Source organism: Mycobacterium sp. Root265, assembly GCF_001428895.1.
GTDB lineage: Bacteria > Actinomycetota > Actinomycetes > Mycobacteriales > Mycobacteriaceae > Mycobacterium.
In genome coordinates, this window is the sequence record NZ_LMJA01000010.1 from 82,024 (window position 1) to 105,338 (window position 23,315).

The 23,315-nt window shown below is 67.0% G+C and carries 28 protein-coding genes and 1 pseudogene; 13 read left to right on the forward strand and 16 right to left on the reverse strand.

Going from position 1 to position 23,315, the window contains the following annotated elements; genetic code table 11:
• Positions 1-55 precede the first annotated feature (55 nt).
• From ASE48_RS11580 to ASE48_RS11590, 3 genes are all read left to right on the forward strand, one after another.
• Positions 56-1,489 (forward strand): hypothetical protein, encoded by a 1,434-nt coding sequence (locus ASE48_RS11580; protein ID WP_057167229.1) that lies wholly within the window; start codon positions 56-58, stop codon positions 1,487-1,489.
• Between the two features lie 270 nt (positions 1,490-1,759).
• Positions 1,760-3,556: an acetyl/propionyl/methylcrotonyl-CoA carboxylase subunit alpha gene (locus ASE48_RS11585; RefSeq protein WP_057167230.1), complete on the forward strand. Its 1,797-nt coding sequence runs from the start codon at positions 1,760-1,762 to the stop codon at positions 3,554-3,556.
• Between the two features lie 81 nt (positions 3,557-3,637).
• A complete protein-coding gene (locus ASE48_RS11590) occupies positions 3,638-3,970 on the forward strand; it encodes a hypothetical protein (RefSeq protein WP_057167231.1) in 333 nt (110 codons plus the stop codon).
• Position 3,971: 1 nt separating this feature from the next.
• On the opposite strand, the gene ASE48_RS11595 is transcribed toward ASE48_RS11590, so the two are convergent.
• On the reverse strand, positions 3,972-4,532 hold the full coding sequence (locus ASE48_RS11595; protein WP_057167232.1) for a nucleotidyltransferase family protein: 561 nt from the start codon (positions 4,530-4,532) through the stop codon (positions 3,972-3,974).
• Between the two features lie 314 nt (positions 4,533-4,846).
• On the opposite strand from ASE48_RS11595, the gene ASE48_RS11600 reads away from it, so the two are divergent.
• Positions 4,847-5,218, forward strand: coding sequence for an STAS domain-containing protein (locus ASE48_RS11600; RefSeq protein WP_057167233.1), 372 nt, complete (start codon positions 4,847-4,849; stop codon positions 5,216-5,218).
• A 1-nt stretch (position 5,219) separates the two neighbouring features.
• On the opposite strand, the gene ASE48_RS11605 is transcribed toward ASE48_RS11600, so the two are convergent.
• Both ASE48_RS11605 and ASE48_RS11610 read right to left on the reverse strand, forming a co-directional pair.
• Positions 5,220-5,942: an RNA polymerase sigma factor SigF gene (locus ASE48_RS11605; RefSeq protein WP_235571076.1), complete on the reverse strand. Its 723-nt coding sequence runs from the start codon at positions 5,940-5,942 to the stop codon at positions 5,220-5,222.
• A 26-nt stretch (positions 5,943-5,968) separates the two neighbouring features.
• Complete coding sequence (locus tag ASE48_RS11610; RefSeq protein ID WP_057167235.1) at positions 5,969-6,394, reverse strand: ATP-binding protein; 426 nt, start codon at positions 6,392-6,394, stop codon at positions 5,969-5,971.
• A 115-nt stretch (positions 6,395-6,509) separates the two neighbouring features.
• On the opposite strand from ASE48_RS11610, the gene ASE48_RS33685 reads away from it, so the two are divergent.
• From ASE48_RS33685 to ASE48_RS11625, 4 genes and pseudogenes are all read left to right on the forward strand, one after another.
• Positions 6,510-6,632, forward strand: a complete 123-nt coding sequence (locus ASE48_RS33685) for a hypothetical protein (RefSeq protein WP_268766293.1) — start codon at positions 6,510-6,512, stop codon at positions 6,630-6,632.
• 89 nt (positions 6,633-6,721) lie between these two features.
• Complete coding sequence (locus ASE48_RS11615) at positions 6,722-6,925, forward strand: hypothetical protein (protein ID WP_057167236.1); 204 nt, start codon at positions 6,722-6,724, stop codon at positions 6,923-6,925.
• A gap of 84 nt (positions 6,926-7,009) precedes the next feature.
• Positions 7,010-7,912, forward strand: coding sequence for a DoxX family protein (locus ASE48_RS11620; RefSeq protein WP_082614127.1), 903 nt, complete (start codon positions 7,010-7,012; stop codon positions 7,910-7,912).
• A gap of 15 nt (positions 7,913-7,927) precedes the next feature.
• A pseudogene (locus ASE48_RS11625) lies at positions 7,928-8,907 on the forward strand (iron-containing redox enzyme family protein).
• Between the two features lies 1 nt (position 8,908).
• Here ASE48_RS11625 and ASE48_RS11630 read toward each other — a convergent pair.
• From ASE48_RS11630 to ASE48_RS11645, 5 genes are read right to left on the reverse strand one after another with little or no spacing between them, the layout of a single operon-like run.
• The gene (locus ASE48_RS11630) at positions 8,909-9,598 is read right to left on the reverse strand and encodes a HemK2/MTQ2 family protein methyltransferase (RefSeq protein WP_057167238.1); all 690 of its coding nucleotides are present in this window, start codon (positions 9,596-9,598) and stop codon (positions 8,909-8,911) included.
• Positions 9,595-10,578 carry an LLM class F420-dependent oxidoreductase gene (locus ASE48_RS11635; protein WP_057167239.1) on the reverse strand — a complete coding sequence of 328 codons (984 nt, stop codon included), beginning with the start codon at positions 10,576-10,578 and terminating at the stop codon, positions 9,595-9,597. Before ASE48_RS11635 ends, ASE48_RS11630 begins: the two co-directional genes overlap by 4 nt.
• Positions 10,579-10,619: 41 nt before the next feature.
• Positions 10,620-11,153 carry a DUF6328 family protein gene (locus ASE48_RS11640; RefSeq protein ID WP_082614132.1) on the reverse strand — a complete coding sequence of 178 codons (534 nt, stop codon included), beginning with the start codon at positions 11,151-11,153 and terminating at the stop codon, positions 10,620-10,622.
• Positions 11,154-11,188: 35 nt separating this feature from the next.
• Positions 11,189-11,344 (reverse strand): DUF6131 family protein, encoded by a 156-nt coding sequence (locus tag ASE48_RS33110; protein ID WP_156409158.1) that lies wholly within the window; start codon positions 11,342-11,344, stop codon positions 11,189-11,191.
• Complete coding sequence (locus ASE48_RS11645; RefSeq protein ID WP_057167241.1) at positions 11,341-11,574, reverse strand: hypothetical protein; 234 nt, start codon at positions 11,572-11,574, stop codon at positions 11,341-11,343. The genes ASE48_RS33110 and ASE48_RS11645 overlap by 4 nt, the downstream gene beginning before the upstream one ends.
• A gap of 177 nt (positions 11,575-11,751) precedes the next feature.
• Between ASE48_RS11645 and mbp1 the strand changes: the two genes are divergently transcribed.
• Positions 11,752-11,988, forward strand: a complete 237-nt coding sequence (mbp1, locus tag ASE48_RS11650) for a microaggregate-binding protein 1 (RefSeq protein WP_057167242.1) — start codon at positions 11,752-11,754, stop codon at positions 11,986-11,988.
• 82 nt (positions 11,989-12,070) lie between these two features.
• Here mbp1 and usfY read toward each other — a convergent pair whose 3' ends face one another.
• The 5 genes from usfY to ASE48_RS11675 form a co-directional block, all read right to left on the reverse strand.
• A complete protein-coding gene (gene usfY, locus ASE48_RS11655; protein WP_057167243.1) occupies positions 12,071-12,379 on the reverse strand; it encodes a protein UsfY in 309 nt (102 codons plus the stop codon).
• 83 nt (positions 12,380-12,462) lie between these two features.
• Positions 12,463-12,822, reverse strand: coding sequence for a hypothetical protein (locus tag ASE48_RS11660; RefSeq protein ID WP_057167244.1), 360 nt, complete (start codon positions 12,820-12,822; stop codon positions 12,463-12,465).
• Between the two features lie 96 nt (positions 12,823-12,918).
• Positions 12,919-13,608, reverse strand: coding sequence for a PAS and ANTAR domain-containing protein (locus ASE48_RS11665; protein ID WP_057167245.1), 690 nt, complete (start codon positions 13,606-13,608; stop codon positions 12,919-12,921).
• Between the two features lie 11 nt (positions 13,609-13,619).
• Positions 13,620-13,961: an ArsR/SmtB family transcription factor gene (locus tag ASE48_RS11670; RefSeq protein ID WP_057167246.1), complete on the reverse strand. Its 342-nt coding sequence runs from the start codon at positions 13,959-13,961 to the stop codon at positions 13,620-13,622.
• Positions 13,958-14,386: an SRPBCC domain-containing protein gene (locus tag ASE48_RS11675; RefSeq protein ID WP_057167247.1), complete on the reverse strand. Its 429-nt coding sequence runs from the start codon at positions 14,384-14,386 to the stop codon at positions 13,958-13,960. Before ASE48_RS11675 ends, ASE48_RS11670 begins: the two co-directional genes overlap by 4 nt.
• Before the next feature lie 119 nt (positions 14,387-14,505).
• On the opposite strand from ASE48_RS11675, the gene ASE48_RS11680 reads away from it, so the two are divergent.
• Positions 14,506-15,039, forward strand: a complete 534-nt coding sequence (locus ASE48_RS11680) for a restriction endonuclease (RefSeq protein ID WP_057167263.1) — start codon at positions 14,506-14,508, stop codon at positions 15,037-15,039.
• Here the strand turns inward: ASE48_RS11680 and lat are convergent.
• A complete protein-coding gene (lat, locus tag ASE48_RS11685; RefSeq protein ID WP_057167264.1) occupies positions 15,026-16,366 on the reverse strand; it encodes an L-lysine 6-transaminase in 1,341 nt (446 codons plus the stop codon). The two genes, ASE48_RS11680 and lat, sit on opposite strands and share 14 nt — an antisense overlap.
• Positions 16,367-16,416: 50 nt before the next feature.
• Positions 16,417-16,878 carry an Lrp/AsnC family transcriptional regulator gene (locus ASE48_RS11690; RefSeq protein ID WP_057167248.1) on the reverse strand — a complete coding sequence of 154 codons (462 nt, stop codon included), beginning with the start codon at positions 16,876-16,878 and terminating at the stop codon, positions 16,417-16,419.
• Positions 16,879-16,896: 18 nt separating this feature from the next.
• Between ASE48_RS11690 and hglS the strand changes: the two genes are divergently transcribed.
• The 3 genes from hglS (at position 16,897) to htpG (ending at position 21,607) form a co-directional block, all read left to right on the forward strand.
• Positions 16,897-18,096 carry a 2-oxoadipate dioxygenase/decarboxylase gene (hglS, locus tag ASE48_RS11695; protein ID WP_057167249.1) on the forward strand — a complete coding sequence of 400 codons (1,200 nt, stop codon included), beginning with the start codon at positions 16,897-16,899 and terminating at the stop codon, positions 18,094-18,096.
• Positions 18,093-19,637 (forward strand): L-piperidine-6-carboxylate dehydrogenase, encoded by a 1,545-nt coding sequence (gene amaB / locus ASE48_RS11700; protein ID WP_057167250.1) that lies wholly within the window; start codon positions 18,093-18,095, stop codon positions 19,635-19,637. Before hglS ends, amaB begins: the two co-directional genes overlap by 4 nt.
• A 62-nt stretch (positions 19,638-19,699) precedes the next feature.
• On the forward strand, positions 19,700-21,607 hold the full coding sequence (gene htpG, locus ASE48_RS11705) for a molecular chaperone HtpG (RefSeq protein ID WP_057167251.1): 1,908 nt from the start codon (positions 19,700-19,702) through the stop codon (positions 21,605-21,607).
• A gap of 137 nt (positions 21,608-21,744) precedes the next feature.
• Here the strand turns inward: htpG and ASE48_RS11710 are convergent, their stop codons facing one another.
• Positions 21,745-23,049, reverse strand: a complete 1,305-nt coding sequence (locus tag ASE48_RS11710; protein WP_057167252.1) for an HNH endonuclease signature motif containing protein — start codon at positions 23,047-23,049, stop codon at positions 21,745-21,747.
• Positions 23,050-23,315: the final 266 nt, after the last annotated feature.

Below are 23,315 nucleotides of genomic sequence, written 5' to 3' on the forward strand. Positions count from 1 at the left end.
ACGGTTGCGGGCGGGGGCCAGCGGCGAAGGACGACCAGGAAAGGGGCCCAGTTCGATGAATCGGCAGGCCAGAGACGTCATTCTTTATGAGCTCAACGAAGTCCCGTGGGATGTCGTCGACATCTACGTCAAGCATCGTCCCGACTCGAACATCGCGGCACTGCTCCGGGAGGGCCAGTCGCTGACCACCGTGCACGAGGACCGCGAGGAGTTGCAGGGGCTGCAGCCGTGGCGCACCTGGCCCACCCTGCACACCTCCTCCTACGAGCACAATTCCTTCGACCTGGGCCAGGATCCCTCGACGTTCCGCGGCGAGCCGATCTGGGATGTCGCCGAGAAAGCCGGTCTGTCCGTCGGACTGTTCGGCCCGATGCAGAGCTGGCCGGCCCGCCCGTTCAAGCACGGCGGCTTCTATGTGCCCGACACCTTCGCCTCCGATGCCAAGACCTACCCGCCCGCCCTGGAACGGTTCCAGGCGTTCAACCTCGCGATGACCGGTGAGAACGGTTTCTCGCCGGACTCCGCGCTGAGCCCCAAGGCGCTGGCCGGCACCGCGGTCGATCTGGTGCGGCTCGGGCTGACACCTCGGGTCACCGCCACCCTGGCCACCCATCTGGTCAAGGAGCGAATCGACCCGCGCTACAAGGCTTTCCGATCGGCGATGCAGGCCCCGCTGAGCTTCGATCTGTATTGGCGCCAGCACCGCAAGAACAACCCGCGCCTCAGCGTCTTCTTCACCAATCACGTGGCCGGCATGATGCACCGGTTCTGGGGCGACGGGATGCCCGGCTACACCGAGACGTACGAGTACGACGCCGACGAGGTGTACGGCAGCTTCATCGTCGCCGCGATGGACATCACCGACCGCCAGATCGGGCGCATCCGCAAATATCTGGCCAAGCATCCGCAGTCGATGCTGGTGCTGTCGGCCAGCATGGGCCAGGGCCCGGTGGAGGTGCCCAAGTTCGACGGTGGCCGGTTCGTCCTGGACGACCACACCAAGCTGATCGCCCAATTGGGCCTCAAGCCCGCCGACGTCGCGCTGGCGATGTACCCGATGCTCTCGCTGGTCTTCCAGTCGGAGTCCGATGCCGCCGAGGCCGTCGCACCGCTGGAGTCGGTTCTGGTGAACGGCACCGAGCGGCTGTTCGCCCGACTGCGGGTGGAGGGCAAGACCGTCACCTTCGGCATCGACTACACGGTGCCCGGCGACGACACCACGACCGTGACCCTGCGGCCCACGGGTGCCGACGCCGGCGTGACCGTCCCGGCCACCGAGTTGGGCCTGAGCGTGCACTCGCGGATCGGTGGGGTGAACACCGGATACCACATCCCCGAGGGCATCCTGCTGGCCGCGGGTGCCGGCGTGACCGCCGATCCCTCGCGCAAGGAGGTCGACATCCTCGACGTGGCGCCGTCACTGTTGGCCAATGCGCTCGGGGTGGACCCGTCGCCGTCGATGAAGGGCATCCCGACCCTGTTCGGCTGAGGAAGAACTCGACAGCTGTCAAGAAACGGCGGTGCCCCCGAACGGGGGCGCCGCCGTTCTACTCTGAGGGTGCATTCGGCGGCATTCCCGCAGCGCAGCTACCGAGCACGTCACACGTACCGACCAGTAACAAACCCGCCTTACCGGAAGGGCGACGGTAACTCCGCCGAAAATCGGGGGTCCGACTCGCCACCCCGGAATTGGACACATAAACTTCGCCCGATACATTCTTAAAGACGTTTCTTAGAGAACATGCCATCAGGAGGCCCAGTGCCCAGTCACGCCAGCTCGAAGATCTCAAAGGTGCTCGTCGCCAACCGCGGGGAGATCGCCGTCCGTGTGATCCGAGCCGCGAAAGACGCCGGGCTGGCCAGCGTGGCCGTCTACGCCGAGCCCGACGCCGACGCACCCCACGTACGGCTCGCCGATGAGGCGTTCGCCCTCGGTGGCCAGACCTCCGCCGAGTCCTACCTGGTGTTCGAGAAGCTGCTGGAGGCCGCCGCCAAGTCCGGCGCCAACGCCATCCACCCCGGCTACGGCTTCCTGTCCGAGAACGCCGACTTCGCCCAGGCCGTCCTCGACGCCGGCCTGATCTGGATCGGGCCCAGCCCGCAGTCCATCCGCGACCTCGGCGACAAGGTCACCGCCCGCCACATCGCCGCGCGCGCCGACGCTCCCCTGGTCCCCGGCACCCCCGACCCGGTCAAGGACGCCGACGAGATCCTGGCCTTCGCCAAGGAGTACGGCCTTCCGATCGCCATCAAGGCCGCCTTCGGCGGTGGCGGGCGCGGCATGAAGGTCGCCCGCACCCTCGAAGAGATCCCCGAGCTGTTCGACTCGGCCACCCGTGAGGCGGTCGCCGCATTCGGCCGCGGCGAGTGCTTCGTCGAGCGCTACCTGGACAAGCCGCGCCACGTCGAGGCCCAGGTCATCGCCGACACCCACGGCAACGTCGTCGTCGCAGGCACCCGCGACTGCTCGCTGCAGCGCCGCTTCCAGAAGCTGGTCGAGGAGGCGCCCGCGCCGTTCCTCACCGAGGCGCAGCGCAAGGAGATCCACGAGTCCGCCAAGCGCATCTGCAAGGAGGCCGGTTACTACGGTGCCGGCACCGTCGAGTACCTGGTCGGCCAGGACGGCCTGATCAGCTTCCTCGAGGTCAACACCCGCCTGCAGGTGGAACACCCGGTCACCGAGGAGACCTCGGGCATCGACCTGGTGCTGCAGCAGTTCAAGATCGCCAACGGCGAGGCGCTGGACATCACCGAGGACCCGACGCCGCGCGGGCACTCCTTCGAATTCCGCATCAACGGCGAGGATGCCGGCCGCGGCTTCCTGCCCGCCCCCGGCCCGGTCTCCAAGTTCGAGCCCCCCACCGGCCCCGGCGTCCGCATGGACTCGGGTGTGGAGAGCGGCTCGGTCATCGGCGGCCAGTTCGACTCGATGCTGGCCAAGCTGATCGTCACCGGCGCCACCCGCGACGAGGCCCTGGCCCGCTCGCGCCGGGCGCTGGCGGAATTCAACGTCGAGGGCCTGGCGACCGTGATCCCGTTCCACCGGGCCGTGGTCTCCGATCCCGCCTTCATCGGCGACGGCGACGGCTTCACCGTGCACACCCGCTGGATCGAGACCGAGTGGGACAACACCGTCGAACCGTTCACCGGCGGTGAGCCCCTCGACGAAGAGGACAACCTGCCCCGGCAGAAGGTCGTCGTCGAGGTCGGCGGACGTCGCCTGGAGGTCTCGCTGCCCGGCGACCTGGCCATCGGTGGTGGCGGCGGTGCCGCGGCGGGCGCCATCCGCAAGAAGCCCAAGGCGCGCAAGCGCGGCGGCGCCGCCGGTGCGGCAGCCTCCGGCGACTCGGTGACCGCACCCATGCAGGGCACCGTCGTCAAGGTCGCCGTCGAAGAGGGCCAGCAGGTCGCGGCAGGCGATCTGGTCGTGGTGCTGGAGGCCATGAAGATGGAGAACCCGGTCACCGCCCACAAGGACGGCACCATCACCGGACTGTCCGTGGAGGCCGGTGCCGCCATCACCCAGGGCACCGTGATCGCCGAGATCAAGGACTGACACCCGCTCACTGGCCACTTATTGCGCGGGTTCGTACCGAATCCCGTGCGATAAGTGGCCATTCGGCATTCTGGAGGCCTGATGGAACCCGTGGAGATCAACAACGGGCAGTGGTACCTGCGGGGGCTGCGCTACGACGATCGCGTCGATGACCGCCCCGCTTTGGCCGACCTCGGCGAAACCGACCTCGATTACATCGACGAGGCCGCCGACGGCTGGGAATCCGACACCCGCTACACCTGGGCGGTGTGCGAACCGAGCACCGGCGAACTGCTCGCCGAGGTCACTCTGGACCGCGAAACGGGGTTCATGGCCAGCAGGGCCCGGCCGGGCTTCGAAGACGCAGCGGCGATGTCCGAGGACACCGTGCGGCGTTATGCATCGGCCGCGCTGGGCCTCACGGTGCACACCTGACTCAATTCTCGGCCCGCTCGTCCATATCGGCACCGCCGGCCAGATCACCACATTCCACCGCGATGACGTCCTCGCGGGCGCGCAGGAACGGCCCGGCTCCGACGTCACCGCTCAGCCCGGTGAGCAATTCCCGCCGATGCCGGCGCGCGATGACGACGGGATGGCCCGGGCGGCCGGCATAGACCGCTCGGGCCAATCCCGACGGTGCCGAGCGGGCCGCTTCGAGCACCCGGGCGACCACGTCGGCCCCGACATCCGGGGTGTCCACCAGATGCACGACGGCGAAGGCCGCGTCCACGGCGTTCAGCCCCGCCCGCAAGGACGCCGACAGACCGTCGGCCCAGTCCGGCGCATGCACCGCGCGGGCCGGGGCGGGCACTTCGACGGCATCCGCACCGGCCGCACCCAGCACCACGACCACCTCATCACAGCCACCGCCAGCCAGGGCCGCAACCGCCCGCCGCAACCAAACTCCGTTATCTGCAAGGACTTTCGGCATCCCATACCGGGTGCCTGCTCCGGCGGCCAGCACGACGCCGGCGGCGGGGGCGGTAATCGACATGACACCAGTGTGAACCGGTCAACGGAATCCGGCCCATCGACCGGGAGAATCACCGTGATGTCAAAAATGACACGTGACATCGCAATTTCCTGAGAGTCCAGCAAGGCGATTGTTCGCATTGATCATGTGGCGTAGGGTCGGTACCAGGTTGAGTTAACAGCCGGCACCACGCGTCATCGCAGCTACGGGGCCCTCGAGAGCCCCCGCCTGATTTGCCTCAAGCACACGGGGTCGATTTCTTCAGAACCGGAACACGCGGACGCGTGCCAGCACGATCAGGTTCATCCAGAGTGCATCCGACTGATGGAGTACACATGACCAACCTCAACGCCGACGTGCGGGTCGCTGCCACGCAGCACCTCACCCGCGACCGGGCGAGCTACACCACCCAGGCCTTACCGCCGTCGACCGTCGTGATCACCGTCGAAGGTGAACTCGATGCGGCGAACACCACCCAGTTCAGCGACTACATCCAGCTCCGCCTGCGTAATGCCGAGAAGCTGGTGCTCGACCTCAGTGGAGTGACTTTCTTTGCCGCAGAAGCGTTCTCGGCTGTTCACAAGGTGAGCGTCCAGGCCGCCGGGCAGAACGTGCAGTGGAATCTGCTGACCAGCGCAGCCGTCGACCGGATGTTGCAGATCTGCGATCCCGACCACGCTCTCGACGAACTGCGCAAGGCAGGCTGACCTACTGCAGTTCGTCGCGCAGGCGGGCCAGGGATTTCGCCAACAGGCGCGACACGTGCATCTGCGAGATGCCGACCCGTTCGGCGATCTGTGACTGGGTCATCGATTCGAAGAACCTGAGGATCAGCACCGTGCGCTCACGCTCGGGCAGGGTCGCCAGCAGCGGTCGCAGCGCCTCCCGGTTCTCGATCTGATCGAGCGCGTCATCTGAGGATCCGAGGGTATCGGCGATCGCCGGCGCCTCGTCATCGCCCGAACCGCCGCTGTCGATGGACAGCGTGTTGTACGAGCTGCCGGCGATCAGACCCTCGACCACCTCTTCGCGATCCATGCCGAGTTCGGCGGCGAGTTCGGTGGGGGTCGGCGCGTGGCCCAACCGCTGGGACAACTCCGCGGTGGCCGCACCCAGGCGCAGGTGCAGCTCCTTGAGCCTGCGCGGCACCTTCACCGACCAGCCGTTGTCGCGGAAGTGCCTGCGCACCTCGCCCATGATGGTGGGCACCGCGTAGGAGGCGAAGTCCGAGCCGGCATCGACGTCAAACCGGTTGACCGCGTTGACCAGACCGACGCGAGCCACCTGCACCAGGTCGTCGCGGGCTTCACCGCGGCCTTCGAAGCGGCGCGCGATGTGATCTGCCAAGGGTAGGCAGCGCTGCACTATCCGCTCGCGTTGCCGCGCGAATTGTGCTGAGCCCTCAGGGAGTTCGCGGAGTTCGCGGAACATCTCGAGGACGTCGGCGTATTCCGAACTCACTGCAGCAGGCTCGCTCGTCTCGCAGTGAGCGAAATCCCGAACACGCTGTCGGACTCGTTGAAGGTGCTGACCTCGTCGGTCAGCGAATTGAGCACGTGCCAGCTGAAGCTTCCCGGAGCCACGATGGTGTCCTCGTCGGTCTCACAGGTCGCCGACGCACGGACCACTACCGCGTCCTCGCGCGGTTCGACCCGTACCAGCAACGGCGAGCCGGGCACCGCCGACCGGATGAGCCGGGTGGCGGCCTCGTCGACCGCCAAGCGCAGATCGGAGACGGCGTCGAAATCCAGATCTTCGAATGTCGCCACGGCGGACACCAAAGCCCGCAGCACGGCGAGGTTCTCCACGGTGGCAGCCACCCGAAGTTCCACCGATCTGTCTCCGACGACCGCACCGTCGTGCGTGCCCGTACCGTGCACCATCTGACCTCCCGCTGAGTCCGCTCGGAGGTTACCCCACAACTGCTGGTAGCTAACCAACGGTCCTGCACCGCCTCACGGGTGTGTCACCTTGACGAGCCATGGGTAATCCCGCGCTATGAGCAACAACACGTTGCGCGGGGTCCTCATCGCCATCGCCGTGGTGCTGACCATCGCCGTACTCATCGCCATCGGTGTGTACGCCGTCGCTTTCATCATGCTCGGGCCGATGATGGCCTGAAATGAGCATGCCGCCCTCGGTACCCCGTCACACCGGGTCGACAAACCTTGAGGCCGTTTCGCCGGTCATACCCCGGGTACTCATCCCCCATGACGAGTCCAGTTCCCGACGAGGTACCCGTCGCCGATGCCCTCGAGCAGTCCCGCGACGCCGCGGAGACCGTCCCGGACCGGGAGTCCCCGGAGCCCGACCACGGCGCCCCGCCGCTGGAGGCGAGTGCGGCCGACTGGCAGGAGCAGACCGCCGCGCTGGATCCGGACGCCGACGCGGACGAATTCGACCGCCGCGGCTGACGCGTTGGGAGCCAACCGGACCCGGCCGACGCCGGTCGGCTTGTTGCGTGTTTGCATCGTGCGAGGGGTGGGCATTCCTGGCCCATGTTGGTTCGACGAATCGCCCGCCCACTGTTGTCAGCCGCCTTCATCGGACAGGGTATTGAAGCCCTGCGAGACGTGAAGCCCGCCGCCGAGGTCGTACAGCCGACCCTTGACGCGGCCCAGGCGCTCCCGAGCTCGGTTGCCGATCAGATCCCCGACAATGCCGTCACCGTCGCGCGCATCAACGCCGCCGTGCAGATCGGCGGCGGTCTGCTGTTGGCCACCGGCCGCATCCCACGGGTCGCCTCGGCGCTGCTGGCGGCCACCGTGATTCCCGGCAATCTCGGCAAGCACATGTTCTGGGACGAGACCGATCCGGCTCTCAAGGCCGAGAAGCGTCGCGGGTTCCTGACCGACCTGAGCCTGATCGGCGGCCTGGTGCTCGCGTCGGCCGACACGGCCGGGAAGCCGTCACTGGGCTGGCGCGGCCGGCGTGCCGGACGTCGTGTGGCCGAACGCGTTTCAGCCGCGCTGCCGTCGTCCTCGCACGACGCACTGATCGATGCGGAGCTGGCCGACAAGCTCAGTCACGGCGTACAGACCGGCGTCGACCGCGGCCGAGAATTGGCCGAGACGGCCTACGACCGGGCCGCCCCGCTGGCCGCGACCGCATACGAGCGCAGCGCCAAGGCGCTACGAAAGGCCGAAGACCGTGCCGCACCGCTGGCGGCCCAGGCCTATGAGCGCAGCGCGCACGCCCTGCAGAAGGGCGCCGACAAGGCCGCACCGCTGGCCGCCGAAGCCTACGAACGCAGCGCTTACGCCCTGCAGAAGGGTGCCGACAGGGCCGCACCGCTGGCCGCCGAGGCACGTCGCCGGGGCACGGAACTGGCCGAGACCGCCATCGAGCAGGGTGGCGACCAGCTGTCCTCCGGCTGGCGACGGGTGCGCAAGCAGGTCTGACGCCGTCCTGATGTCGTGACGGCCTCGCGTCCCCTGCCCGCCGCCGCCGGCCCGTCGTCGGCGGCGGTGACAGCGCACCTGGCAGGGCGGGTGCAGGACCTCACCCGCGTGCGGCCCGGCAGCGCCGACCCGGTGGGGCTCGACGTGCAGCTGGCACTGTATGTCTGTTATGAGTTGGCCTACCGGGGCTTCCAGGGCGTCGATCCGAGATGGGAATGGGACGCCGACCTGATCGGACTGCGCAGCCGGCTCGAAAAGGTCTTTCTCGACCACCTTCGCGACTGCGCCGGCGATACCGGCGGGATATCGGCTGCCGAGGAGATGCGGCGGCTCACCGCGGAGTCCGACGACGTCGGCGGGCCGGCACACTTTCTGCACCACCACGGGACCTGGCAGCAGATGCGCGAGTACTTCGTGCACCGCTCACTGCACCGGCTCAAGGAAGCCGATCCGCAGGCGTGGGTCATCCCCCGGCTCACCGGGCAGGCTAAGGCATCGTTCGTGGCCGTCGAGTTCGACGAGTACGGCGCCGGTCACGCCGCGCACATGGACCAGCGGCTGTTCGCCGAGTTGATGCGGCCGCTGAACTCGACGATGCCTATCTGGCGTACCTGGGCGCGGTCCCCGCGGTGTCGCTGACGGTGGTGAACCTGATGTCGATGTTCGGGCTGCACCGCAGTCTGCGCGGCGCCGCGGTCGGGCACTTCGCGGCGGCCGGGATCACCTCACCGCCGTATTCGCGGCGGTTGGCGGATGCACTGGAGGGGATGGACGCTCCCGGTCCGTGCACGAAGTTCTATCGCGAACACGCGTGCGTTCCCGAGAACGACATGGCGTTCGAGGTGGTCGGCGATCTGTTGGAGGCCGAGCCCGAGCTCAACGAGGATGTGGTGTTCGGCATCCGCGCGCACGATATCGTCGAGAATCGGCTCGCCGAGCACATGCTGAAGAGTTGGGCGGCCGAGGAGACCTCACTACTGCAGGCGCTGAGCTGAATCAGGCCGGCTTGTCGGCCCTGATGACGGCGATCTGCTCTTCCCGTCGCCCGGTGTCGAGTCGTCCGGTCTGCTCCAGCCAGCCCGCCTGCTCACTGAGCACCGGGCCGAACCGGACCTGTTCGGTGAGCACGATCCGGGCATCGAGGCCGCTGCCGCGCAACTGCTCCAACGACCGGTCGATATCGGAGAGCTCCGACTGCACCAACAGCAATACCCCGCGGGCGGCGAGCATCCCGGCGGCCACCTGGCACAGCGGGTCCAAAATCAGCCTGCCATCGGGGCCCCCGTTCCACGGCGTGCTCGGCGCACCCCACGCGCCGGGCGTTGCGCCGCGACCGTCGGGCTGCATCGGCACCCCGGGCGGATTACACGCCACCACATCGAACGGTGCGCATTCCAGCGCCTGCGTCCATGACCCCAGCCGGATGTGGACATCCGCCCCGGCGACCGATGCGCGGGTTCGGGCGTACTGCACGGCACGGGGGCAGATGTCGAACCCCGTGACGCTTTTGGCGCCCAGGCCGGCGGCAGCCATTGCGACCACGCCGCTACCGGAGCACAGATCCAGCACACGGCGCCCGGCCACCGCCGCGGCTTCCTGCAGAGCCTGCACGAGAAGATACGAATCCTGTTGCGGCCGATACACAGTGGCGAGTTCCGAGGCTGTCCGGGTGAAAGTCGTTCTCATCCGAGTTCCGCGCGCAATGCGGTCAGCAGCGGTTGGGCCGCCTCGGACAGGAACTGATCCTGGGTGTCCCCGCCGATCTGGATCAGCGCAATGTCGGTGAAACCGGCGTCCCGGTAGGGTCGCGCCGCCTCGATGATGGCGTCGAGATCGGGCCCGCAGGGTATCGCCGATGCCACGTCCTCGGGCCGGACGAACTTGGTGGCCGCGGCGAACCCTGCCGGGGTGGGCAGGTCGGCGTTCACCGGCCATCCGCCGGCGAACCACCGGAACTGATCGTGGGCACGAGCGATCGCAGTGTCCCGGTCGGGATCCCAGCAGATGGGCAACTGACCGATGACGCGCCCCTCGGTCAGACCCATCCCCTGGCGCTGGTGATGCCAGCCCTGAACGACATCGGTGTCGGGCGCGGTGTTGATCAGATGGTCGGACAGCACGGCCAGTTCCCCGACCGCCCGGTCCCCTGCCATCGCGACCGCGAGCCCGACCGGCTCCTGCGGCAGATCCCACAGCCGTGCGGAATCGACCGAGAAGTACTCGCCGTGGAAGTCCACGAGATCGCCGCCGAGAAGCTCCCGGATCACCTTGATGGCTTCGGCGAGCATGTCCAGCCGGCGACCTGCGGTCGGCCAGCCCTGACCCACGACGTGCTCGTTGAGGTTTTCGCCGCTGCCCAGCCCGAGGGTGAACCTGCCGTCGGCGAGGATCTGCACGGTCGCGGCCTGCTGCGCCACCACCGCGGGGTGATACCGCATCGTCGGACAGGTCACGTACGAGTACAGGCCCACCTCGGAGGTCGCGTGGGCCACTGCGCCGAGCACCGGCCAGGCATTGGGGGCGTGCCCTTGCGCTGCCAGCCATGGCGAGAAGTGATCACTGCAGACCTCGAAGTCGAACCCGACCTGCTCGGCGGAAACCGCATGGCGAACAAGATCTTTGGGACCAGTCTGCTCGGTCATCAGGGTGTAGCCGAATCTGGTCATGGCCGGGGCATACCCGCTCACCCGCTGGGCAAACGCGGCGCTCAACGCTCGGGGCTATGCTCTGCGGTCTCACATTCCGTTGGCCCGGCCCGTATCCGCAGCACCAGTGGCAGCACCAACCAGAAGGCCACCAGGCCCAGTCCGGTGGTCAGACCCGCCAGCACACCGGCCCACAGGTCGAGGACCGCACCGAAGATCAGCACCATCACGCCGGACAGCGTGAGTGCCAGCAGCAGGATGCCGGCATAGGCCAGCCAGTGCGCGGTCGTCACCACCAGATCCAGCCGGTGGCGGCGGAACAGCAGCCGGTGGATGCCGATCGGGGCGATCAACAACACCGTCGCACCGATGGAACACGACACCGTGACCAGGTAGACGATCCGCAGCTCGAGTCGTAGGCCCTCGAAGCCGTCGTGAAACGGCAGGGTCAGCAGCAGGCCGGTGAGCAGTTGGACTCCGGTCTGCACCACCCTCAACTCCTGCAAAAGGCTGGACCAGTTACGGTCCAGCCTTTGCGTACTCGTCTCGTGACGAGCGTTTTCATTCCAACGTCGGTCGCGCTCCAGATCGTCCACGTCGACCTCGTCGGGCCGCGGCACTTCTCCGCCCGCTAATACCAGGCACGCCTACCGGCCACCGGCCTGCCGATGGCACCCAGTGCCCAGAAGACCGCGCCGACGACGAGCAGAACGACCCCGACGACCCACAGCAGATACACATCCAGCACGAAGCCGAGGATCAGCAGTATTGCTCCGAGAACGATCACGACACCCTCATTTCCATCGGACCCATCGAACTGGGCTCTGGCAGTTTGCAATTCGCCACCTTGGGGTTCACGCCCGCGTAGTTCAGTGGCCCGGCGACCACGGTCAGCGCGATGGTCCCGGCGGTCGCACAGTTGGTGGCGCCGCTGTCGAAGTAGTCGCGCTGAAACGCCGCGAACACCCCGATCAACAACCAGATCAACACCAGCGTGCCGATGAGTCCGCGTCCCATGAATCCTCCAGTTTGCTATGGATGAATGCAGACGCCGGGTACCCCTTTGACGGTCGCGTCAAACCTGTTTGGTGGTACTGAAAACTGTGTCGTGGCCCAGGTTTGGCCCGCCAAGGCACCGGGAAGCCTGCGGTGGTGCGGGAAAACCAATCCACTCCCGTAGCGGAAAGGTTGAACATGACTGACAAGAAGACCGGCCCCGAATCCGGCATCAGCGGCGTCGTCGAAGACGTCAAGGGCAAGGCCAAGGAGGCCGTGGGCACCGTCACCGGCCAGGACGATCTGCGGCGCGAGGGCGCGGCCCAACAGGACAAGGCCGAAGCCGAGCGCGATGTGGCCAAGAAGGAAGCCGAGGCCGAGAGCGCTCGCGCCGGCGCCGACGCAGCCGAGCAGCGCCAGAAGGCAGAGCAGTAACTGCCCTCGCGGCTCCACGGACCGGCCCAGCCCAGCTCCCCCGCGGGGCTGGGCCTTTCCGTGTTCGGGCCGTCCTCAGGGTCTAACTGGCGGGACGCTGGCGGATGACCTCGGGGTGCTCGGCATACCACCGCTCTTCGAGGCGACGCACCCGAACATGCTCGACGGTCATCCACAGCGCGCCGATGACAAAACCGGCGGCCGACAGCGAACCGAGCATCAGCCCGACATCATGGTGCCGGGTGGCGAAGGCGGCAAGACAACCGACGAACAGCACGAGTGCCACTCCGATCACGACCAGCGCGGGCATGATCACGTTGTCCGTCATGGACTCGCCGGCGTGGGTGCGCGTCGTGCGGGTGTGGTCTACAGGATCTCTGGGGCCTTTCATGGCGCCTCCTTCTCCCCAACCTGACCCGTTACCGGGTTACCTCAAGGGTAGGACTGTCCGCACTTCGCTGCTGCCGAACGCCGTCATCCGCCGAACCCGGCCAACGCCGGAAGGCTCATGGTCAGGACCGTCATCATCAGCAGCATCAGAAACCAGCCGGCGCCCTGCCACGCCCACCATGTCTGCCGGTGCTTCCAGGTTTGATACGTGCGCACAAACGCGCGGACGCCGCCCCCGAAAAGGATCACCGGCGCGCCCAGTGCCAGCACGATGCGTTGCGGCCGTCCGCACGTCGCCGAATCGACGACCGCGCCGTCGCAGCCACGGGCCAGTATCGCCGCCACGGTGAGGAACAGAACGCCCAGCACGGCCGTCACCAGACCGAATCGGATCGCGGCGCTCACCTCGGGGTCGTCGCGTTGCAGTCTCGGTTCGGCGTGCATCGACGCTCACCTCGCCGCGGGGATTCCGGAGCGGGGCACACCTGTGGCGCCGGTCACCATGAGTGGTGGATGCCCGAGCAGACCGGGGCGTAAACGTCAGGAGTCGACGCGCAGGTGGGCGGTCAGTAGCAGCCGGTCGTACACGCTGCGATGCGGCAGAAGTTCGTGGTAGTCGAGTTCGAGGAAGTCCTTGGCGATCTGCTCGGTGAGCGCCCTGAGCTTGGTGTTGGTTTCCTGCGAGCGCCATTTCAGCAGCTCGAACGCGGCGTCGGCGCTGATGCGGTAGATCAGCATGAGCATGCCCTTGGCCTGTTCGATACCGCTACGGGCCTCGGCGATCTCGGCAACGGCCTCGCTGACACGCTCCTGCTGCTCGCGCGTGCCGGTCTGCGCCGAGGGCGTGGCGTCGATGTAGAACCCATGGGTGCCGATGACGGTGCTGCCGTCATCGGCGAACAACTGGTCGGCGACGACAACGACATGGTGGGTGTTGCCGCGGGTGTCGACGATCCGGTGCCGGGTGCTGAACGCCGCGCCGGTGCGCCGGATCTCGGCCAGCGTGGCCGCGACCTGACCGTAGTCATCCGGATGTTTGTGTGCCAGCACCAGTTCGGTGGTGGGCTCTACCGCGCCGGGCTCGTAACCGTGCATGCGCTGCACCTGTTCGGACCATTCCCATCGCTCATCGGCGAAATGGAAACGAAACCAACCGACGTGTTGATGCTCACCACCGGCGAGTGCGGGCTCGTCCGGCAGTTGTTTGCCAAGGTGTTGTCCATCGCTCATCTCACGATGGATTATGCCCGTTCATCCAGCCCTTCGGCGATGCGCTTGATAGCCAAAAGGCGACGATCCCATTGCTGCCCGATCACTGTGAGTTGGGTGCCCAGCGCGCTCAACCGGGCACCGAGCGCGCGATAGCGAACCTCGCGACCGGCGCGGACGGACTCGACGAGACCGGCCTCGGCCAGCACCACCAAGTGCTTGGCGATCGCCTGCCTGCTCACCGGGAGTCGGGTTGCCAGCGCACTGGCCGACATCTCGGCGGCGCCGAGTTCGGTGAGGATGCGCCAACGCGTTTCGTCGGCCAGCGCGGCCAGCAGCGCCGTCGGCTCCGACGCGGGAGGTGTGGCCGTCACGACGCCGGCGTCAGGAATTCGACCAGTTCGCCGAGTTCGGCGGTCCACCCACCCTGGTTGTCGGCGTGCGCGGCCTCGGGGTTGTGCAATTGTTCGAACCCGCTCTCCACCAGCGCGAGTCGCGTCCCGCCGTCGACCTCGACGAGCTCGATGCGCACCACCGTCGAGTTCCCGGGCACCGGGTCGGTGTCGGCCTCCCTGGCCCACCGGTACACCAGCAGCCGGGGCTTCTCGGCCTGTTCCACGAGCACCCGGTGCTTGCCGTGATCGGACCAGCCGAAGAAGCCGGTGCCACCGGCGACGGCCTCGAACTCCGCGCTGTCACCGAACCATTGTGCGATCAGATCCGCTTCGGTGAGCGCCGACCACACCTTGCCGATGGGAGCGGCGATGTCGATGCTGCGGGTGATGTCGAGCGTGTCCATGGGAGTCTCCCTCGTCGGCTGATGTGCAACCCCAGAATTGCATGATGCCCGGTTTAACGCAACCCTGAAGTTGCATGTCGTCCGATCGGCCTGTCGGAGCCGTCGCCTACCATGCGAGCGTGCGGATCAAGATCGTTCTCGCGGTGGGCATCACGGCCGGTGCCGCGGCATATGCCGCGGGCGCCAGGTGGCAACTGGCATTGACCGCCGCACTGCTCGCGCCGCTCACGGTGGCGACGGTGCCGCATTTCCTATCCGGGTTGCGCACCCCGGCTCCCGACGAGAATCCGATCGACACCATGTCGGGAACCGAGTTCGAGGACTACATCGCCCGCATCGCCCGCTCCTGCGGCGCCCCGGTGATCATGACCTCGATCACCGGCGATTGGGGTGTCGACCTCATCATCGGTCGTCGCCCCGAACGTCTTGCCGTGCAGTGCAAACGGATGAACCGTCCGGTCGGCACGAGCGCCGTCCAAGAGGTGGTGGCCGGTGCCGCGATGCAGGACTGCACTCACACCATGGTGGTGACCAACAACGAGTTCACGCCTGCGGCAAGGAAACTGGCCGAACGACACGACTGCATCCTGGTCACCGGGGCGGACATCCCCAGACTCAAGGGGCTGATCCGCGGGCTGACTACATCCCGCTGAGGACGTCGCGCACCGCGTCCACCGCGGTGTCGATCTCGGCGGCGGTCACCGTCAGGGCCGGCCGGAACCGCACCGAATCCGTACCGCTGGCCAGCATGATCACCTGCCGGTCCCACAACCGCCGGATCAGTTCGTCCCGCTCGGTGGCGGTGCGCATGCTGAACGCGCACATCAGCCCGCGGCCCCGTGGATCGAGCACACGGTCGGGGAACTCACCGGTCAACTCGCGCAGCCGGTCCAGCAGACGCCGTCCCGCCACGGCGGCGTCGGCGATCAGTTCGTCGGATTCGATGACCTCAAGGATGCGCCGGGCGCGCACCATGTCGGTGAGGTTGCCACCCCAGGTGGAGTTGATCCGGGAACTGGTATGGAACACGTTGTCGACGATCTCATCGACGCGTCCGCCGGCCATCACACCGCACACCTGGGTCTTCTTACCGAAGGCCACCACATCCGGGGTGACGCCCAATTGCTGGTAGGCCCAGGCAGTTCCGGTGATACCGCACCCGGTCTGCACCTCGTCGAAGATGAGCAGTGCGTCGAACTCATCGCACAGTGCACGCATGGCCGCGAAGAATTCGGGCCGGATGTGCCGGTCACCGCCTTCGCCCTGAATCGGCTCGGCGATGAAACATGCGATGTCGTGCGGGTGCGCCTCGAATGCGGCACGCGCCTGGCGAAGTGACTCGGCCTCCAGCTCGGCGATGTCGACGCCCGGCCGTAGATACGGCGCGTCGATACGCGGCCAGTCGAACTTAGGGAAGCGGGCGACCTTGTTGGGGTCGGTGTTGGTCAGCGACATCGTGTAGCCGCTGCGGCCGTGGAAGGCGCCGCGCAGGTGCAGGACCCGGGTGCCCAGCGCCGGATCGATGCCGCGGGCCTCGTTGTGGCGGCTCTTCCAATCGAAGGCCACCTTCAGCGCGTTCTCGACGGCGAGGGCTCCCCCGTCGACGAAGAACAGATGCGGCAGCGCCGGATCACCCAGCACCCGGGCGAAGGTCTCGACGAATCGCGCCATCGGCACGGTATAGATATCGGAGTTGCTCGGCTTGTTCACCGCCGCCTGCGCCAGTTCGGCGCGGAAGGTCTCGTCGTCGGCCAGGGCCGGGTGGTTCATGCCGAGCGCCGACGAGGCGAAGAACGTGAACATGTCCAGGTAGCGCCGGCCGTCGCGGGCATCGACCAGGACCGATCCTCGGGATCGTTCGAGATCGAGCACCAGATCCATGCCGTCGGCCAGCATGTTGCGGCCCAGCACATCGTGCACCTGGCGGGCCGGGATCTCGGCGGGGCGCTGGTGGTCGGCAGAAGTCAGAACAGCGGTCATGGGCGCCATCCTAACGCAATTTTTACGCTCTACCCACCATCAAACAGGAACTATTCCGGCAGGTTGGTTCTTCCATCGTAAAAAGTCTGTAAGATGATGGTGCTTCGCGTGCGGACATTGGCCGCCGTGCGGATCCGTTGCAGCAGGTCTTCCAGGGTCCGCGCCGAGGCGACACGCACCAGCAGCACATAGCTCTCATCGCCGGCCACCGAATAGCACGACTCGATCTCATCGATGTGGCGCAGCCGGGCCGGAGCGTCATCGGGTTGAGAGGGATCAAGAGGAGTGATGGCCACGAACGCCGACAACATGTGTCCGACGGTCTCGGGGTTGATCCGGGCCGTGTACCCGGTCACCACGCCGCGGGATTCCAGTCGACGCACCCGCGACTGCACCGCCGAGACCGACAGCCCCGCGGTCGTCGCGAGGTGCGCCAGCGTCGCGCGTCCATCCGCGATGAGCTCCCGCACCAGGATCCGATCGATGTCGTCGAGGTGCTCGGTGTCGACCATGGCCGGAGACTATCGCAGATGACCGTGCCCACTTCACAGCTGCGCGCATCGTTCGCCGCTGCGCTGTCGCACATGTACGGCGCCGAAGTTCCCGCCTACACCACCCTGGTCGAGGTCACCTCCGAGGTGAACCGCGGTCACACCGGCTCGGAGGCGCTCGGGTCGCCGGCGCGGGTCACCGCGGAACGCCACGGCGCGATCCGGGTGGGTAGTGCCGCCGAACTTGCCGACGCGGCCGACCTTTTCGCGGCGTTCGGCATGCTCCCGGTCGGCTTCTACGATCTCCGCGAGGCGGCGTCACCGGTTCCGGTGGTGTCCACGGCGTTCCGCCCCATCGATTCGGACGAGTTGGACGCCAACCCTTTCCGGGTGTTCACCTCGATGCTTGCCACCGACGACGCCCGGTTCTTCTCCCCCGACCTGCAGACCAGGATGGGCACCTTCATCGCCCGGCGACAACTCTTCGACCCGGATTTGATCGGCCAAGCCCGCCGCATCGCCGCCGACGGCTGCCCGCGCGAGGATGCCGAGGACTTCGTGCGCCGTGCCGCCGCGGCATTCGCGCTGTCCCGCGCACCGATCGACAAGGCCTGGTACGAGGAGTTGGCCGCGGTGTCGGCGGTGGCCGCCGACATCGCCGGTGTGCGCACCACCCACATCAACCACCTCACGCCCCGCGTGCTGGACATCGATGAGCTGTATGCCCGGATGACCGCTCGGGGCGTCACCATGATCGACGCGATCCAGGGACCACCGCGCACCGCCGGGCCCGCAGTACTACTGCGACAGACCTCGTTTCGGGCCCTCGCCGAACCGCGACGGTTCCGCGGTACCGACGGCACGGTGTTCGACGGCGCCCTGCGGGTGCGCTTCGGTGAGGTCGAGGCTCGCGGGGTGGCGCTCACCCCGGCGGGTCGCGAACGCTACGACGCCGCGATGGCCGACCCCCAGCGCTGGGATGAGTACTTCCCGGATACCGATGCCGCCATGGCCGCTGCGGGGCTCGCCTACTACCGCGGCGGAGACCCGGCGAAACCCGTTGTCTACGAGGATTTTCTGCCCGCATCTGCGGCCGGCATCTTCCGTTCGAATCTGGATACCGATGCCGAGCCGGTGCAGCAGTCCGACCAGCCGGGCTACAGCCTCGACTGGATGTCGGGCGCCATCGACCACCACATCCACGACCCTTACGCCCTCTACGAGAAAGCGGCATCATGACCGTCGTGCAGACCAGTACTCTCCCCACCGCCGATGACCTTCGCGACCAGGTACGTGTCGCGCTACAGGCGATCGGCGCCGACGCCCGGCTCGGGGCACCGGGCGAGCCGGGGCTGCCTGCGGGCACCCCGATCAGCGGCGACGTGCTCTTCTCGGTTCCCGAGCACACCGCAGCGCAGACCGAGGACGCCATTGCCGCCGCTGCCGCCGCATTCCTCGGCTGGCGGACCACTCCGGCTCCGGTCCGTGGCGCGCTGGTGGCGCGGCTCGGCGAACTGCTCACCGAGCACAAGACCGATCTCGCCACGTTGGTCACCGTGGAGGCCGGAAAGATCACCTCCGAGGCACTCGGCGAAGTGCAGGAGATGATCGACATCTGCCAGTTCGCCGTCGGGTTGTCCCGCCAGCTCTACGGCAAGACGATCGCCTCCGAACGGCCCGGCCACCGGCTCATGGAGACCTGGCATCCGGTCGGCGTGGTCGGCGTGATCACCGCCTTCAACTTCCCGGTCGCGGTGTGGGCGTGGAACACCGCCGTCGCGCTGGTGTGCGGGGACACCGTGGTCTGGAAACCATCCGAGCTGACCCCATTGACCGCCATCGCGTGTCAGGCGCTGATCGAGCGTGCCTGTGCCGACGTGGGTGCGTCGCAGAACGTCGCCCGGCTCATCCAGGGTGGCCGCGAGATCGGCGAGCAGCTCGTCGACGATCCGCGGGTCGCGCTGGTGAGCGCCACCGGATCGGTGCGGATGGGTCAGGAAGTCGGCCCGCGGGTGGCTCGCCGTTTCGGCAAGGTACTGCTGGAATTGGGCGGCAACAACGCCGCCATCGTCACCCCGTCGGCGGATCTCGATCTCGCGGTGCGCGCGATCGTGTTCTCGGCGGCCGGGACGGCCGGTCAGCGGTGCACGACGATGCGACGCGTGATCGCGCACTCCTCGATCGCCGATGAGCTGTGTCGGCGGGTCGCGGCGGCCTACAAGACGCTGCCCATCGGTGACCCTTCCGTCGAGGGCACTCTGGTGGGTCCGCTGATCCACGCCCGCGCCTACCGCGACATGGTCGGTGCGCTGGAGGCCGCGCGTGCCGACGGCGGCGAGGTCATCGGCGGGCACCGCCACGAGATGGGTGACGAGGGCGCGTACTACGTCGCCCCGGCGCTGGTCCGGATGCCGGCGCAGACCGAGGTGGTGCACAACGAGACCTTCGCCCCGATTCTGTACGTGCTGACCTACGAGGATCTGGACTCCGCGATCGAGTTGAACAACGCCGTGCCGCAGGGCCTTTCGTCGGCGATCTTCACCACCGACATCCGTGAGGCGGAGCGGTTCATGGCCGCGGACGGCTCGGACTGCGGTATCGCCAACGTGAACATCGGCACCTCGGGCGCCGAGATCGGTGGCGCGTTCGGTGGCGAGAAGCAGACGGGCGGCGGCCGGGAGTCCGGGTCGGACTCCTGGAAGGCCTATATGCGCCGGGCGACCAACACCGTGAACTACTCATCCGAGCTGCCGCTCGCCCAAGGCGTGCAGTTCGGGTGAGCAGGGCCGGGTCCAACCCCGGGTCGCTGCGCTCCTGCCCGCCGCACGTAATATCGCGGGCTGTGAGCGAGCAGGTCGAACAGCGGGAATTCCAGGCCGAGGCCCGTCAGCTGTTGCAGCTGATGGTGCACTCCATCTACTCCAACAAGGACTCGTTCCTACGGGAACTGGTCTCGAACGCCTCCGACGCCTTGGACAAGCTGAGGCTCGCGGCGTACCAGGACAAGGACTTGGAGGTCGACACCTCCGACCTGCACATCGAGATAGACGCGGATAGCGCGGCTCGGACGCTGACGATTCGCGACAACGGCATCGGGATGTCCCGTGACGAGGTCGTCGACCTGATCGGCACGCTCGCCAAGTCCGGTACCGGCGAACTGCGCCGCAAGCTCAGTGAGGCGCAGCAGCAGGGTGAGGTCAGCGACCTCATCGGCCAGTTCGGCATCGGGTTCTATTCGACGTTCATGGTGGCCGACTCGGTTGTGCTGCTGACCCGCAAGGTGGGCGAGAGCACCGCCACCCGTTGGGAATCCAGCGGCGACGGGACCTACACCATCGCCACCGTCGACGACGCTCCGCAGGGCACGTCGGTCACCTTGCACCTCAAGCCCGAGGACGCCGACGACGAGCTGCACGACTACACCGCGCCGTGGAAGATCAGGCAGCTGGTCAAGAAGTACTCCGACTTCATCTCCTGGCCGATCCGGATGGAGGTCGAGAAGACCGTCCCGGCCACCGAGGACGGTGGCGAGCCGACCCTCACCGTCGAGACAGAGACCATCAACTCGCGGACCGCTTTGTGGGCGAAGTCCAAGAGCGAGGTGTCCGACGAGGAGTACCGGGAGTTCTATCGGCACATCGCCCATGCCTGGGATGAGCCACTCGATGTCATTTCCATGAAGGCCGAAGGCACCTTCGAGTATCAGGCGTTGTTGTTCATCCCGTCCCAGGCGCCGTTCGACCTGTTCAACCGCGACGGGCACACCGGTGTGCAGTTGTACGTCAAGCGTGTCTTCATCATGGGCGACTGCGACGAGCTGGTGCCGCCGTACCTGCGGTTCGTCAAGGGTGTCGTCGACGCACAGGACATGTCGCTCAACGTGTCTCGTGAAATTCTCCAGCAGGACCGCCAGATCAAGGTGATCCGGCGCAGCCTCACCAAGAAGGTGCTCTCGGCGATCAAGGACCTGCAGGCCAACCGCCCGGACGACTACGCGACCTTCTGGACACAGTTCGGCCGCGCCTTCAAGGAGGGCCTGCTCACCGATACCGACAACCGCGACACCGTGCTCGGGCTGTCGTCGTTCGCGTCGACGTTCAGTCCGGACACTCCGACGACGCTGGCCGACTACGTGCGCCGGATGAAGGACGACCAGGAACAGATTTTCTACGCGACGGGCGAATCACGCCAATTGCTGGAGCACTCCCCTCATCTGGAGGCATTCAAGGCCAAGGGATATGAAGTGCTGCTGCTCACCGACCCGGTCGACGAGGTGTGGGTCGAGTCGGTGCCGGAGTTCGACGGCAAGGCGCTGCAGTCCGTGGCCAAGGGCGAAGTCGATCTCGGCTCCGCAGACGACGAGGCCGACGCCGACCGCACCGAGTTCGCCGACCTGCTCACCTGGCTGCAGGAGACACTCGACGAGCATGTCAAGGAAGTGCGGCTGTCGACCCGACTGACCTCGTCGCCGGCCTGCCTGATCACCGACGCCTTCGGCATCACCCCACAGTTGGCGCGCATGTACCGCGCCTCCGGTCAGGAGGTGCCGGTGGGCAAACGCATCCTGGAGCTCAACCCCGACCATGCCCTCGTCACCGGTCTGCGGGACGCCTTGGCGTCGTCACCGGACGGGCTCAGCGATACTGCCGAGTTGCTCTACGGCACAGCTCTTCTCGCCGAGGGTGGGTCGCTCGACGATCCGGCGCGCTTCGCCGCCATTCTCGCCGACCGGCTGGCCAAGACGTTCTAGACACCCACGGCGCAGGTCACGGGTCGCCTGGGGTCAAAGACAGCGGGGTTCGTCGTGGCGGGTCCGGCTCTGCACTGTGCGCCGGCTCCCGCCGTCATTTGGTGTTCACTGTGTAGTTGTCAAGGTGCGCAAAGCGTTTAGGCGGCAGCGGGCAGGATGGTCATGGTGCGTCGGGCGTGGGAGCGCAGGTGCGTCGGTTCTGCTTCGCCAGGTTTGCGGCGTGGGATGAACCAGGGGTGGCGGTCGGGGCCGAGGTAGACCTGCCAGCCGCCGTGGTGGATCGCGGTGTGGTGCAGTCGGCAGAGCAGCACTCCGTTGTCCAGGCTGGTGGTGCCCCCGTGGGCCCAGGGGGTGATGTGGTGGGCGTCGCACCAGGAGACCGGTCGGCCACAGCCGGGGTATGCGCAGCCACAGTCGCGTACGGCCAACCCTTTCCGGATGATGGGCGTGAACAGACGCTCGGCGCGCCCGACGTCCAGTGGCACCCCGGCCGAATCGACGAGCACCGAAGTCAGGGTGCTGTCGCAGGTGATGAGTTCGGCAGTCAACGCGCTGACGGGTCCGGCGAAGCCGAGGGTGTCTACGCGCCCATCGCTACGGATGAGGGTGACGTGCGGGAGCACTCCACCGGAGGTCGGCCGACGCGAATTCGACAGATAAGTACGCATCAACTGCCCGAACGCGTCCGCGCGCCGCTTACCCGCCGGGCGGGGGTCGGGGGATCCGTCGGGCAGCGGCACGGGCCGGCATAACGGATCCAATGCCGTCATCAGTTCTTCACCGGTCAGCAGATCGAGATCGAGAGTGGCACTGACCCGCCCGTCGTCGGTCTGCACGACGGTCATCTCGTTGAGGTCACTGTTCTCAGCAACCGGCACCGCGCCATCTTCGGGCGGTCGGGCGGCGGATTTATCGATCGCGATTTCGCGGGCTTTCTTGTCCACCTGCGCAGGCGTGGTCTGGATCATCAACTTCGTGACAACGGCCGCTCTGTCCTGCTCGGACAAGGGCACCCGGTTGTTGATGTGGGTGACCCCCTTACCGACCGCATCCACGAATTCGATGCCGATCCCACCGAGGCGCTGTTCCTGGGTCAGAGCCGGCAGCGTGTGTGCGGCGCGTCCCACCCGCGCCGCTCGGTACGCCGCACCAGGTGATACCCCCAGGCTGGTGAGTAAATCGGCCCCGGAGCTCAGGTGTCGTCGTGCGGGGATCCCGAGGCGCTCAGCGGCCGCGACCGCTTGAGCGATCACATGATCGAACAGATTGCGAGCGGTGACCGCAGCCACCAGCACCGCGAGCAGGGCCGGTTCATCGATCACCCGCCGGGGACGGTCCAACAGATGAAACAACGTGCGGTCGGCGACCTCGTCGAGCGCAGGCGTCGGGGTGAGGTCATCGATGAGCGCATCGATGACAGTCTCGAGGTACGTGGCGTCCATGGCGGATACCGGCTTTCACAGAAGGTGCACAACGGCACGATCAGGCAAGGCAGTTCGACAGTCCCGCAGGACCGTCGAACCTCGCGGCGACCGAAGTCGCGGTCTGAGGCTCACCGTGTTGCGTTGGGAGCCACGTCGCATTCGAACTTGTGTTCGATTCTACGCGCTTCTACTGACTCAAACTTCTTGTCATGTTCGTCGGGGTAAGACTGGCGACATGTCAGAAGGAGTGTCAGATGACGAGATCACGGCAGTCGAAAGTATCG